The sequence below is a fragment of the Salmonella sp. SJTUF15581 genome (assembly GCF_043356775.1).
GTDB lineage: Bacteria > Pseudomonadota > Gammaproteobacteria > Enterobacterales > Enterobacteriaceae > Salmonella > Salmonella enterica.
In genome coordinates, this window is the sequence record NZ_JBEUJY010000010.1 from 25,051 (window position 1) to 39,582 (window position 14,532).

The 14,532-nt window shown below is 54.5% G+C and carries 9 protein-coding genes; 6 read left to right on the plus strand and 3 right to left on the minus strand.

From position 1 onward, the window contains the following. Window positions 1–131: 131 nt before the first annotated feature. From nirB to ABVN36_RS16945, 6 genes are all read left to right on the plus strand, one after another. Window positions 132–2,675, plus strand: a complete 2,544-nt coding sequence (nirB, locus tag ABVN36_RS16920; RefSeq protein ID WP_000049247.1) for an NADPH-nitrite reductase large subunit — start codon at window positions 132–134, stop codon at window positions 2,673–2,675. Beyond that, window positions 2,672–2,998, plus strand: a complete 327-nt coding sequence (nirD, locus tag ABVN36_RS16925) for a nitrite reductase small subunit NirD (RefSeq protein ID WP_000084817.1) — start codon at window positions 2,672–2,674, stop codon at window positions 2,996–2,998. The genes nirB and nirD overlap by 4 nt, the downstream gene beginning before the upstream one ends. 182 nt (window positions 2,999–3,180) lie before the next feature. Continuing rightward, the gene (nirC, locus tag ABVN36_RS16930; protein WP_000493576.1) at window positions 3,181–3,990 is read left to right on the plus strand and encodes a nitrite transporter NirC; all 810 of its coding nucleotides are present in this window, start codon (window positions 3,181–3,183) and stop codon (window positions 3,988–3,990) included. A gap of 11 nt (window positions 3,991–4,001) precedes the next feature. Next, window positions 4,002–5,375 carry a siroheme synthase CysG gene (gene cysG / locus ABVN36_RS16935; RefSeq protein WP_000349889.1) on the plus strand — a complete coding sequence of 458 codons (1,374 nt, stop codon included), beginning with the start codon at window positions 4,002–4,004 and terminating at the stop codon, window positions 5,373–5,375. 328 nt (window positions 5,376–5,703) lie between these two features. Continuing rightward, window positions 5,704–11,583, plus strand: a complete 5,880-nt coding sequence (locus ABVN36_RS16940) for an autotransporter adhesin BigA (RefSeq protein WP_164528039.1) — start codon at window positions 5,704–5,706, stop codon at window positions 11,581–11,583. Window positions 11,584–11,775: 192 nt separating this feature from the next. Next, complete coding sequence (locus ABVN36_RS16945; protein WP_000472323.1) at window positions 11,776–11,946, plus strand: YhfL family protein; 171 nt, start codon at window positions 11,776–11,778, stop codon at window positions 11,944–11,946. 144 nt (window positions 11,947–12,090) lie between these two features. Here the strand turns inward: ABVN36_RS16945 and trpS are convergent, their stop codons facing one another. From trpS to rpe, 3 genes are read right to left on the minus strand one after another with little or no spacing between them, the layout of a single operon-like run. Next, window positions 12,091–13,095 carry a tryptophan--tRNA ligase gene (gene trpS / locus ABVN36_RS16950; RefSeq protein WP_000165562.1) on the minus strand — a complete coding sequence of 335 codons (1,005 nt, stop codon included), beginning with the start codon at window positions 13,093–13,095 and terminating at the stop codon, window positions 12,091–12,093. Beyond that, entirely contained in the window at window positions 13,088–13,846 is a 759-nt protein-coding gene (gph, locus tag ABVN36_RS16955; RefSeq protein ID WP_001727859.1) for a phosphoglycolate phosphatase, read from the minus strand. Before gph ends, trpS begins: the two co-directional genes overlap by 8 nt. Next, a complete protein-coding gene (gene rpe / locus ABVN36_RS16960) occupies window positions 13,839–14,516 on the minus strand; it encodes a ribulose-phosphate 3-epimerase (RefSeq protein ID WP_000816286.1) in 678 nt (225 codons plus the stop codon). The genes gph and rpe overlap by 8 nt, the downstream gene beginning before the upstream one ends. Between the last annotated feature and the right edge of the window lie 16 nt (window positions 14,517–14,532).

The following is a 14,532-nucleotide window of genomic DNA, read 5'->3' on the forward strand; positions in this document are numbered from 1 at the left end:
ACTTATAAAAATCCAGACAAATCAGCCATATACCCATTAAGAGGTATATAAAGGTGAATTTGATTTACATCAATAAGCGGGGTTGCTGAATCGTTAAGGTAGGCGGTAATAGAAAAGAAATCGAGGCAAAAATGAGCAAAGTCAGACTCGCTATTATCGGTAATGGTATGGTCGGCCACCGCTTTATTGAGGATCTCCTTGATAAATCCGACGCTAGCCTGTTCGACATTACCGTGTTCTGTGAAGAACCCCGTAAAGCCTATGACCGTGTCCACCTGTCATCCTACTTCTCTCACCACACCGCGGAAGAGCTCTCTCTGGTGCGTGAAGGATTTTACGAGAAGCACGGCGTGAAGGTACTGGTTGGCGAACGCGCAATTACCATTAACCGTCAGGAGAAAGTGATTCACTCCAGCGCGGGTCGTACCGTTTATTATGACAAGCTGATCATGGCGACCGGTTCCTATCCGTGGATCCCGCCGATTAAAGGCTCCGAAACCCAGGATTGCTTCGTTTACCGTACCATTGAAGACCTCAACGCTATCGAAGCCTGCGCCCGTCGCAGCAAGCGCGGGGCGGTGGTCGGCGGCGGTCTGCTGGGGCTGGAAGCCGCTGGCGCGCTGAAAAACCTCGGCGTGGAAACGCACGTCATTGAATTTGCGCCAATGCTGATGGCGGAACAGCTCGATCAGATGGGCGGCGAGCAGCTACGTCGCAAGATCGAAAGCATGGGCGTGCGTGTACACACCAGTAAAAATACGCAAGAGATTGTTCAGCAGGGTAACGAAGCGCGTAAGACTATGCGTTTTGCCGACGGCAGCGAGCTGGAAGTCGATTTTATCGTCTTCTCTACCGGTATTCGCCCCCGCGACAAGCTGGCTACCCAGTGCGGTCTGGCCGTCGCGCAGCGCGGCGGTATCGTGATTAACGACACCTGCCAGACGTCCGACCCGGATATCTACGCTATCGGCGAGTGCGCCAGTTGGAACAACCGCGTTTACGGTCTGGTCGCACCGGGCTATAAAATGGCCCAGGTTGCCGTTGACCATATCCTCGGCAGTGAAAACGCCTTTGAAGGCGCGGATCTCAGCGCCAAGCTGAAGCTGCTGGGCGTGGACGTCGGCGGCATCGGCGACGCGCATGGCCGCACGCCGGGCGCGCGTAGCTACGTTTACCTCGATGAAAGCAAAGAAGTCTACAAACGTCTTATTGTCAGCGAAGATAACAAAACTCTGCTCGGCGCAGTACTGGTCGGCGACACCAGCGATTACGGCAATTTGCTGCAACTGGTACTGAACGCCATCGAACTGCCGGAAAACCCGGATTCGCTGATCCTGCCGTCGCACGCGGGCAGTGGTAAACCCGCTATCGGCGTGGATAAACTGCCGGACAGCGCGCAGATCTGCTCCTGCTTCGATGTGACTAAAGGCGATCTGATCGCCGCTATCAATAAAGGCTGCCATACCGTGGCGGCGCTGAAAGCGGAAACCAAAGCCGGAACCGGCTGCGGCGGCTGCATCCCGCTGGTGACGCAGGTACTGAACGCCGAACTGGCGAAACAGGGTATTGAAGTCAACAACAACCTGTGCGAGCACTTTGCTTATTCTCGTCAGGAACTGTTCCACTTAATCCGCGTGGAAGGTATCAAAACCTTTGAAGAACTGCTGGCGAAACACGGTAAAGGCTACGGCTGCGAAGTGTGTAAGCCGACCGTCGGTTCGCTGCTGGCGTCGTGCTGGAACGAATACATCCTCAAACCGCAGCACACGCCGCTACAGGATACTAACGATAACTTCCTGGCGAATATCCAGAAAGACGGTACTTACTCGGTGATCCCGCGCTCGGCGGGCGGTGAAATCACCCCGGAAGGTCTGGTGGCCGTGGGGCGTATCGCCCGCGAGTTTAACCTCTATACCAAAATCACCGGTTCTCAGCGTATCGGTCTGTTTGGCGCGCAAAAAGACGATCTGCCGGAAATCTGGCGTCAACTGATTGAAGCCGGTTTCGAAACCGGTCACGCGTACGCCAAAGCGCTGCGGATGGCGAAAACCTGCGTCGGCAGCACCTGGTGCCGCTACGGCGTGGGCGACAGCGTCGGTTTCGGCGTGGAGCTGGAAAACCGCTACAAAGGCATTCGCACCCCGCACAAAATGAAGTTCGGCGTCTCCGGCTGTACCCGTGAATGTGCGGAAGCGCAGGGTAAAGATGTCGGCATTATCGCCACTGAGAAAGGCTGGAACCTGTACGTCTGCGGTAACGGCGGCATGAAACCGCGTCATGCGGATCTGCTGGCAGCCGATCTCGATCGCGACACGCTGATCAAGTACCTCGACCGCTTTATGATGTTCTACATCCGTACTGCCGACAAACTGACCCGTACCGCGCCGTGGTTAGACAACCTGGAAGGCGGCATCGAGTATCTGAAATCGGTCATCATCGACGATAAGCTGGGCCTGAACGAACATCTGGAGGAAGAGATGGCGCGCCTGCGCGCAGCGGTGGTCTGCGAGTGGACGGAGACCGTCAACACGCCAGCGGCGCAGGTTCGTTTCAAACACTTCATCAACAGCGACAAGCGCGACCCAAATGTCCAGGTCGTCCCGGAACGTGAACAGCATCGACCGGCCACGCCGTATGAACGTATCCCGGTCACTCTGGTGGAGGAAAACGCATGAGTCAGTGGCAAAACATCTGCAAAATCGATGACATCCTGCCGGGAACCGGCGTCTGCGCGCTGTCAGGCGGCGAACAGGTGGCGATTTTCCGTCCTTACCATAGCGATCAGGTGTTTGCGATCAGCAACATCGACCCGTTCTTTGAGGCCAGTGTGCTGTCTCGTGGACTGATTGCGGAACACCAGGGCGAACTGTGGGTCGCCAGCCCGCTGAAAAAGCAGCGCTTCCGCCTGAGCGATGGTTTGTGCATGGAAGATGAGCAGTTCTCTGTGAAACAGTACGACGCGCGGGTAAAAGACGGCGTGGTGCAGTTGCGCGGTTAATTATTTTTGGGAGGCGCAACGCCTCCCCTTTTTTGACGTACTTGTAGGTCTTTTATTGGTAGGCCTGATAAGCGTAGCGCCATCAGGCAATTGCAAAAGCACATTGCCGGATGGCGGCATAAATGCCTTATCCGGCCTACGGTTACGATTTTTTTTATTTTTTGTACTTCAAGGATAATCAAATGTTTACAGACACTATTAATAAGTGTGCGGCTAACGCTGCGCGCATCGCACGCCTGTCGGCGAATAATCCGCTCGGCTTCTGGGTCAGTTCGGCAATGGCCGGGGCTTATGTCGGTCTCGGCATCATTCTTATTTTCACCCTCGGCAATCTGCTCGACCCGTCAGTGCGTCCTTTGGTGATGGGAGCGACCTTTGGTATCGCCTTAACGCTGGTCATCATCGCCGGTTCCGAACTGTTTACCGGCCACACCATGTTCCTGACGCTGGGCGTCAAAGCAGGCACTATCAGCCACGGTCAAATGTGGGCTATCCTGCCGCAAACCTGGCTCGGCAACCTGGTCGGTTCCGTCTTTGTCGCCCTGCTTTACAGCTGGGGCGGCGGCAGTTTGTTGCCGGTAGATACCAGCATCGTTCACTCAGTCGCGCTGGCGAAAACCACCGCGCCCGCCACAGTACTGTTCTTCAAAGGCGCGCTGTGTAACTGGCTGGTTTGTCTGGCAATCTGGATGGCAATCCGCACCGAAGGCACGGCAAAATTTCTTGCTATCTGGTGGTGTCTACTGGCGTTTATCGCTTCCGGCTACGAGCACTCCGTCGCGAATATGACGCTGTTCGCCCTCTCCTGGTTTGGTCATCACAGCGACGCCTATACCCTGTCCGGAATCGGACACAACCTGTTATGGGTCACTCTGGGTAATACTTTGTCCGGCGTCGTGTTCATGGGATTGGGTTATTGGTATGCTACGCCGAAATCGGAGCGTCCTGTTCCGCAAAAAACCAACCAAATTAAGGTTACAGCCAACCATTAAGGGGTAATGTCGTGGACCATTTGCCTATATTTTGTCAATTACGCGACCGCGACTGTCTGATCGTCGGCGGTGGCGATGTCGCAGAACGCAAAGCACGGTTACTGCTGGAAGCAGGCGCACGTTTAACGGTCAATGCGCTAACCTTTATTCCACAGTTCACCGTATGGGCAAATGAAGGCATGTTGACTCTGGTTGAGGGTCCGTTCGACGAAGCGCTTCTCGACTCGTGTTGGCTGGCGATCGCGGCCACCGACGACGATACCGTCAACCAGCGCGTCAGCGACGCGGCGGAGTCACGCCGTATCTTCTGCAACGTGGTGGATGCGCCGAAAGCCGCCAGCTTTATCATGCCCTCCATTATTGACCGCTCGCCGCTGATGGTCGCCATCTCCTCGGGCGGCACTTCCCCAGTGCTGGCGCGTCTGCTGCGCGAGAAACTGGAATCGCTGCTGCCGCAGCATCTGGGGCAGGTCGCGCGCTATGCCGGGCAACTCCGCGCCCGAGTGAAAAAGCAGTTTGCCACGATGGGCGAACGTCGTCGCTTCTGGGAAAAATTTTTCGTCAATGACCGGCTGGCGCAGTCGCTGGCGAATGCCGATGAGAAAGCGGTTAACGCGACAACCGAACGCCTGTTTAGCGAACCGCTGGATCACCGTGGCGAAGTCGTGCTGGTCGGCGCCGGGCCGGGCGATGCCGGACTGCTGACGCTGAAAGGGTTACAACAAATCCAACAGGCGGATATCGTGGTTTACGATCGCCTCGTCTCCGACGACATTATGAACCTGGTACGCCGCGATGCCGATCGGGTCTTTGTGGGGAAACGCGCGGGTTACCACTGCGTCCCACAGGAAGAAATCAACCAGATCCTGCTGCGTGAAGCGCAAAAAGGTAAACGCGTGGTACGCCTGAAAGGCGGCGATCCCTTTATCTTTGGTCGCGGCGGCGAAGAGCTGGAAACGCTGTGTCATGCCGGTATTCCTTTCTCGGTAGTGCCGGGGATTACCGCGGCTTCCGGTTGCTCCGCCTACTCCGGTATTCCGCTAACCCATCGCGATTACGCCCAGAGCGTACGTCTGGTCACCGGTCACCTGAAAACCGGCGGCGAGCTGGACTGGGAAAACCTGGCGGCAGAAAAACAGACGCTGGTGTTCTACATGGGGCTGAATCAGGCAGCGACTATCCAGGAAAAACTGATCGCATTCGGTATGCAGGCCGATATGCCGGTTGCGCTGGTAGAAAACGGTACCTCTGTGAAGCAACGCGTCGTCCACGGTGTACTGACGCAGCTCGGTGAATTAGCGCAACAGGTTGAAAGCCCGGCGCTGATTATCGTTGGCCGGGTCGTTGGCTTACGCGATAAATTAAATTGGTTCTCTAATTATTAATTAAAATAAAGCCCTGAATAACAGGGCTTTATTTTACAACTACTCGTAATCTCAAATTATTTTTACTTAAAAGTGAATTAAGAAATCAACTTTAAATACACCAGACAAATTTAAATAGTAATAATCCTGCCTAAAAACCCTTTTATTCGTCAAATACACTTCTCATTCATTCATACAATAAATAACACCGTTAAGCATTCAATTTGACCTGACCTGGTTATCGGGTGATAAAATAAACACTAAAGCATAATTTTTCTTCTGGCCATTTCATCATTGCCTGTACCGCTCTCTGCATATGTTTAGTACGCAAGGAAAATATTAATTAAGGATGAACCCTATGCAAAAGAAAAAACTTATTTCTATCGCTATCGCTTTAACGCTACAAAGTTATTACATTCCGGCCATCGCCGCAGAAAATAACGATGATGAAAAAGAATGTCCCAGTAATATCTCCTCCCTGCCTAAAGAAAAACGCGCAAAACTCTCACCGACCTGCCTTGCTACACCTGAAAATGATAATCACTGGGGCTGGGTTGCTGGCGGCGTTGCTGCACTGGTCGCAGGTGTGGCTATTGGCGTTGAAAATAACGGTGGCGGAGATTCTAATCATTCTTATACCCCCCCTACGCCCGATAATGGCGGCGACGTTACCCCGCCCGACGATGGCGGCAACGTCACCCCGCCCGACGATGGCGGCGATGATAATGTGATCCCACCCGATGATAGCGGCGATGACGATGTGACCCCACCCGACGATAGCGGCGATGACGATGTAACCCCGCCCGACGATAGCGGCGATGACGATGTAACCCCGCCTGATGATAGCGGCGATGACGATGTAACCCCGCCCGACGATAGCGGCGATGACGATGTAACCCCGCCTGACGATAGCGGCGATGACGATGTAACCCCGCCTGATGATAGCGGCGATGACGATGTAACCCCGCCCGACGATAGCGGCGATGACGATGTAACCCCGCCTGACGATAGCGGCGATGACGATGTGACCCCGCCCGATGATAGCGGCGATGACGATGTAACCCCGCCCGATGATAGCGGCGATGACGACGACACGCCCCCGGATGACTCTGTTATTACCTTCAGCAACGGCGTCACCATCGATAAAGGCAAAGACACCCTGACCTTCGATAGCTTCAAACTGGATAACGGCAGCGTTCTCGAGGGTGCCGTGTGGAATTATTCAGAACAGGACAACCAGTGGCAGCTCACCACCGCGGACGGCAAAACGCTGAACGTCACCGACTGGGACGTGACCGACGCCAATGCCGCCGTGATTGAAGGCACCCAGGAAAACGGTCTCTACTGGAAGTACGACAGCCGTGGCTATCTGATTATTGCCGACGATAAAACCACCGTTATCAGCGGCGATGACCAGGCGCATAACTCCGATCGCGGCATGGATATCAGCGGCCAGGATCGCACCGGCGTGATTATTTCCGGCGATAGAACCGTCAACACGCTCACCGGGGACTCCAGTGTGACCGACGGCGCCACCGGCATGGTTATCTCCGGCGACGGCACCACCAACACCATTTCTGGCCACTCAACGGTGGACAACGCCACCGGCGCGCTGATTTCCGGCAACGGCACCACCACTAATTTCGCCGGTGACATTGCCGTGAGCGGCGGCGGCACCGCCATCATCATCGACGGCGACAACGCCACGATTAAGAATACCGGTACCTCTAACATCAGCGGCGCAGGCTCCACCGGCACCGTCATTGACGGCAATAACGCCCGCGTCAACAATGACGGTGATATGACCATCACCGACGGCGGCACCGGCGCCCACATTACCGGCGACGACGTGGTTATCGATAACGCCGGGAGCACCACCGTCAGCGGCGCAGACGCCACGGCGCTGTATATCGATGGCGACAACGCACTCGTTATCAACGAAGGTAATCAGACTATCTCCGGCGGCGCCGTCGGTACGCGAATTGACGGCGACGACGCCCATACCACCAATACCGGTGATATCGCGGTGGATGGCGCGGGCTCTGCCGCCGTGATTATCAATGGCGACAACGGCAGCCTGACCCAGGCGGGCGATCTGCTGGTCACCGACGGCGCGATGGGCATCATCACCTACGGTACCGGAAATGAAGCAAAAAATACCGGCAACGCCACCGTACGTGATGCGGACTCGGTGGGTTTTGTGGTTGCAGGCGAAAAAAACACCTTCAAAAACAAAGGGGATATTGACGTCAGCCTTAACGGCACCGGCGCGCTGGTGAGCGGCGATATGTCGCAGGTTACGCTGGATGGCGATATTAACGTTGTCTCAGTCCAGGACAGCGAAGGCGTATTTAGCTCAGCGACAGGCGTGAACGTGAGCGGCGACAGCAACGCCGTTGATATCACCGGCAACGTAAATATCAGCGCCGACTACGGGCAGGATGCTCTGGCTGCCGGGGCGCCCCCGTTAACCGGCGTTGTTGTCGGCGGTAACGGCAATAACGTTACCCTTAATGGCGCGCTGAATATTGATGACAACGATCTGTCCGCCACCAGCGGACAATACCTGGACGTTGTTGGCCTGAGCGTAACAGGTGATGATAACGACGTTGAGATTGGCGGCGGTATTAATATCACCCACAGCGAGGATCCACGTGATGGAACCTCTTCAGACGTTACCGGCATCAGCGTCAGCGGTAACAGTACCGTTACGCTAAACGGTCATTCTACCATTGATACCAACACGTTAGTGGGTGGTCACGTTGTACTGGCGCGGGTCAACAACGGCGGCTCCCTGATTCTGGATGATGGCTCGGTTGTTGACGTTAATGTCAGTTATATACCCACAGGCTTTTTCACCTACAACGCGTTGCTGATGGCTGATGGCGAAGGCACATCAATTGAAAATAAAGGCGATATTACAAGCCATGGCGTATACGCAGATAACGGCGCGAAAGTCAGCAACAGCGGAGATATTCTTGTCTACGCGACCAGTAGCAACAGCAGTGAGGATCGTGCAGCCATCACAAGGGCTAGTGGCGAGGGATCGGCTGTTCATAACAAAGCCGGCGGCGATATCACCATCATTTCTGACCAGACGCCGCAGGGCAGTGGCGGTGATGGCGCATACCCACTGAAATGGTACACCCACACCTTTTACGCCATGTTGGCTACGGGTGATGGCGATGTCGTTAGTGATAAGGACGCCACTATCCATTTGCAGGGCGCGGGTGTATATGGCGTATCCGCCAGCAGAGGAACAGCGTCAAACGCAGGCGATATCTATCTGGACGGCTTTGTCCCGACGCTGGACGATGAAAATAACATCATCAGCACCAGCTACTGGCAGCCGTCATCGCTCTATCTCACCAGCTCAGGAATGGTGGCGGGTTCCACCGATGCCGATGGCGACGCCACCGCTATCAACACCGGCACCATTACCGTTAACAACGCCGGGTTCGGCATGATGGCGCTCAACGGCGGCACCGCCATTAACCAGGGCGTAATCACCCTGACTGCCGATGCAGGCGTGACCGGCCAGGCAAACGAGCTGGTCGGCATGGCGGCGCTCAACGGCGGCACCGTCATCAACGACACCAGCGGTATCATCAATATTGATGCCGATTACGGCCAGCCCTTCCTGACCGACGGCAGTAGCACCGTAGTTAACTACGGCACCGTTTGCTATGACAGCGCTTGCCAGAACAGTGACGAGTACAACCCAACCGATAGCAATGTATCCCTTTCCTTTAGAGATGGTGATGAGATTACCGCCGAGGGTGAAACGCTGACCGGTGAAACCATCCTCACCAATCCGGTTGCAACAGAAACCGTACACGTTAGCAATGCGGGAACCGTCAGCGGCGGTAAAGTCATCATTAAAAATTACGGCGATGTCACCAACGAATCCACTGGCAGTATCAGCAGTGTAAGTATTGAGACAGGGGGTATCTACACCAACGACGGCACAACGGCCGCCGTTTCCGTAGACGGCGGCGTCTTCAACAATACTGGTACCGTCACCGGGAAAACCGGCACCACGGTAGCAGGTTCCGTTATTAACAACAGCGGTTCCATGAACACGGTTGAGCAGTGGACCAGTACCATGAACAATACCGGTACGGTGACAGCCTGGACTGGCGCATCGGGCAGTGCGGTACTGAACAACAACACAGGCGGCGAGGTTGATAAACTGACCTTTACCGCCGCTGCAACCGTCAATAACGCCGGCGTGATTAAAAACGGCTCTGTCGATAAAAGCGGGACGCTTAATAACCTCGAAGATGGTGTGATGACGCTGGCGGATAACGGCCTGTGGTCCGGCACCTTCAATAACTGGGGGACGGTAAACAGCGATGCCGATATCGCGACTGGAGGAAATGGGCACACGCTGTACAACGGTTCTACCGGCGTCATTAACGGGCAAATTACTACCTCGAAAAATAATGGCGGCAGTAAAGCCATTAACGACGGCACCATCAACATTGATAAAACCAACAATGTGGCGATGTCTGCGCACGGCAGCGCGAAGATGGTCAATAACGGCACTATCAATGTGGGTACAGTCGGCACCACGCAAACCGGAATGGTCGGGATGCAGTTGGAATCAGATGCAAAATCCGATGCAGTGATCGAGAACAATGGCACCATCAATATTTACGCCAGCAACTCCTACGCCTTCAGCCAGTTGGGCAGCAACGGCCATATCGTCAACAACGGCACGGTCTACATTGATGACAGCGTGACCGGTTCCGGCTTTATCAAGCAGGACGGTAAAACCATTGAAGGCAGCGGCGAAAACGGCGACGGTACGGAAGTGCATTATGTTGACTTCACTGCCCCCACGGAACCCACCATTACCGATGGCTCGACGACCGTTACCACCAGCGACAGTGCAGATTCATCTGCCACCAACAACCTGTCGGGCTACGTGGTCGGCACCAGCGCTGATGGTAGCGCCGGTAAATTGATGGTCAGCAATGCCAGCATGAACGGTGTGGAAATTAACACCGGGTTCACCGCAGGTACCGCCGACACCACCGTCAGCTTTGACAACGTGGTTGAGGGCAGCAACCTGTCCGACGCAGGCGCGATTCAGTCCACTTCCGTCGTCTGGAACGCCCAGGGTAGCCAGGATGCCGACGGCAACGTTGACGTCACCATGACTAAAAACGCCTATGCCGATGTGGCGACCGACAGCTCGGTAAGCGACGTGGCGCAGGCGCTGGACGCCGGTTACACCAACAACGAGCTGTACACCAGCCTCAACGTGGGTACTACCGCCGAGCTGAACAGCGCACTCAAGCAGGTGAGCGGTGCTCAAGCCACCACGGTATTCCGTGAAGCGCGTGTACTCAGCAACCGCTTTACCATGCTGGCCGACGCCGCGCCGCACATCAAAGATGGCCTGGCGTTCAACGTCGTAGCGAAAGGCGACCCGCGTGCGGAGCTGGGCAACGACACCCAGTACGACATGCTGGCATTACGCCAGACGTTGGATCTCACCGCCAGCCAGAATCTGACGCTGGAGTACGGTATTGCGCGTCTGGATGGCGACGGTTCGAAAACCGCAGGCGATAACGGCCTGACCGGCGGCTACAGTCAGTTCTTTGGTCTGAAGCACAGCATGGCGTTTGATGAAGGTCTGGCGTGGAACAACAGCCTGCGCTATGACGTGCATAACCTCGACAGCAGCCGTTCTGTCGCCTATGGCGATGTCAACAAAATTGCCGATTCCGACATGCGTCAGCAGTACCTTGAGTTTCGCAGTGAAGGGGCGAAAACTTTCACCATGATGAGTGATACGCTGAAAGTCACGCCGTATGCCGGAGTGAAATTCCGTCACACCATGGAAGATGGCTACAAAGAGCACAGCGCCGGAGATTTTAACCTGTCCATGAACTCTGGCAACGAAACGGCGGTAGACTCTATTGTCGGCCTGAAGCTGGATTACGCCGCGAAAGACGGCTGGAGCGCCACCGCTACCCTGGAAGGCGGCCCGAACCTGAGCTACAGCAAGAGCCAGCGTACAGCGTCATTACAGGGTGCGGCGGGTCAATCGTTCGGCGTGGATGACGGTCAAAAAGGCGGCGGCGTTAATGGTCTGGCAACCATCGGCGTGAAATACAGCAGCAATGATACCGCGCTACATCTGGATGCCTACCAGTGGAAGGAAGACGGTATCAGCGATAAAGGCTTTATGCTTAACGTTAAGAAAACATTTCGTTAAATAAACGACATTATATAACACTAATAAAGGCCGCTTATTATTAAGCGGCCTTTTTAAATCATATCCCCTGGTAAAGATAAAGTCCTTATTTGGACTACCTGTATAGTTTAATAATTGCTATCGTACTATACGCTAAATAGATCTTATATTTATTCCACCAGTAGTGCTCGTTTTATCAACAAGGATTTTGAAATGTTTAAATTTGTAAAAATTGCCGTTGTGGCAGGGGTTCTGGCGACGCTCACTGCTTGTACTGGTCATATCGAAAACAAAAAAAATAACTGCAGCTACGATTATTTGCTGCACCCTGCAATTTCTATTTCTAAAATTATTGGCGGTTGCGGCCCGGCTGCCGATCAATAATAGAAACGACTGCGCAGATACAAAAAAACCGGGATTTTCCCGGTTTTTTTACAGGTCTGATAAACGGTACGGCGCAGATGCCTTGTCCAACTTACGCTCGTTTGTAGGCCCGATAAGCCAGCGCCATCGGGCAAGCAATAACCCTTACGGTTTCGCCACAAAGCCAATGGCTTCGTAAACGGCTTTCAGCGTTTCGGCCGCACGTGCGCTGGCTTTTTCCGCCCCGTCTTTCATCACCTTCTGCAAGAACGCTTCGTCGTTGCGGAAACGGTGATAGCGCTCCTGCAACTCAGACAACATTCCGGAAACCGCCTCCGCCACTTCGCCTTTCAAATGGCCATACATTTTACCTTCAAACTGTTTTTCCAGTTCAGGAATGCTCTGACCGGTCACGGCGGAAAGAATATCCAGCAGGTTAGAGACACCCGCTTTCTCTTTCACATCATAACGCACTACCGGCGGCTCGTCGGAGTCAGTGACCGCACGTTTGATTTTCTTCACTACCGATTTCGGATCTTCCAGCAGGCCGATCACGTTATTACGGTTATCGTCCGATTTGGACATTTTCTTTGTCGGCTCCAGCAGCGACATCACACGCGCGCCGGATTTTGGAATAAACGGTTCCGGTACTTTGAAAATATCGCCATACAGCCCGTTGAAACGCTGGGCGATATCGCGGCTCAGTTCCAGATGCTGCTTCTGATCTTCGCCTACCGGCACCAGATTGGTTTGGTACAACAGGATGTCTGCCGCCATCAGCACCGGGTAATCAAACAGGCCGGCGTTAATGTTTTCCGCATAGCGCGCAGATTTATCTTTAAACTGCGTCATACGGCTCAGCTCGCCGAAATAGGTATAGCAGTTCAGCGCCCAGCCAAGCTGCGCATGTTCCGGCACATGGGACTGAACGAAAATAGTGCTCTTTTCAGGATCAATACCACATGCCAGGTACAGCGCCAGCGTATCCAGCGTCGCTTTACGTAGCTGCTGCGCGTCCTGACGCACGGTAATAGCATGTTGGTCTACGATGCAGTAGATGCAATGATAGTCATCCTGCATGTTTACCCACTGACGCAATGCCCCCATATAGTTGCCAATGGTCAATTCACCTGAGGGCTGTGCGCCACTAAAAACGATGGGCTTAGTCATTTTTTATTTCCTGGTTATCGCTATGCGGAAGCCCAAGTGCGGGCAAAAGATCGTTAAAACTGTCATAAATGACGTCCGGCTCGCTAAGAGCGATCGCTTCGCCATAATTGTAGCCGTATGTCAGGCCAACCGAAGGGCAGCCCGCCGCTTTTGCAGCCTGAATATCATTACGCGAATCGCCGACAAAAAGCATCTGCTCCGGCATCATGCCCAGCCGGCTTGCCACCAGCAACAGCGGCTCCGGATGCGGCTTCTTATTTTGCACATCATCGCCGCCGATAACCACACTAAAGTATTTGGCGATATCAAGCGATTCCAGCAACGGCGCGACGAACGGCGTCGGCTTATTCGTCACCAGACCTAATGACAATCCGCTGGCGTGCAGCGCGCCCAGCGTATCGGCGACATGCGGAAATAAAAAGGTGCCTTCTTCCGCCACTTCGCCATAATACCTGTCGAACAGTTTACGCAGAATGCGTACCTGTTCCTCGGCAGGAATATCTTCATCAACGGGCGGTTTCCCCATCGTCTTACGCAGCGTGGCGCGCTCTTGGCGAGCCCAGGTCAGCGCGCGTTCCATCAATACGTCTGCGCCGTTACCAATCCAGGTAATCACGCGCTCCTCGCCCGCGACCGGCAGTTCCAGCGCATACAGCGCCATATCCACCGCCGCGGCAAGACCCGGCGCGCTATCCACCAGCGTACCGTCAAGATCAAAGGCGACGCCCCGAATATTCTGCAACTTATCCATGACTTACCTTTGCCAGCTCACTGCGCATTTCATCAATCACTTTTTTGTAGTCGGGTTTATCGAAAATTGCCGACCCCGCAACAAACATGTCCGCACCTGCTGCGGCGATCTCGCCGATATTGTTCACCTTCACGCCGCCGTCCACTTCCAGGCGAATGTCGTAACCGGACGCATCAATGCGGCGACGCACTTCGCGCAGTTTATCCAGCGTCTGCGGAATAAAAGACTGGCCGCCGAAGCCTGGGTTCACGGACATCAGCAGGATCACATCCAGTTTGTCCATGACGTAATCGAGATAACTGAGCGACGTTGCCGGGTTGAATACCAGCCCCGCTTTACAGCCGTGTTCTTTAATCAGCTGTAGCGTGCGGTCAACATGTTCGGAGGCTTCCGGGTGAAAGGTAATGATGCTCGCGCCAGCGGCGGCAAAGTCGGGCACGATACGGTCGACTGGCTTGACCATCAGGTGAACATCAATAGGCGCGGTAATACCGTACTGACGCAGGGATTTCAGCACCATCGGGCCGATAGTCAGATTCGGCACATAGTGATTATCCATGACGTCAAAGTGTACAACATCAGCACCGGCAGCCAGCGCTTTGGCGGTGTCTTCACCCAGGCGAGCAAAATCAGCCGACAGAATTGAGGGGGCAATCAAATACTGTTTCATCCGCTTCTCCTTGAGA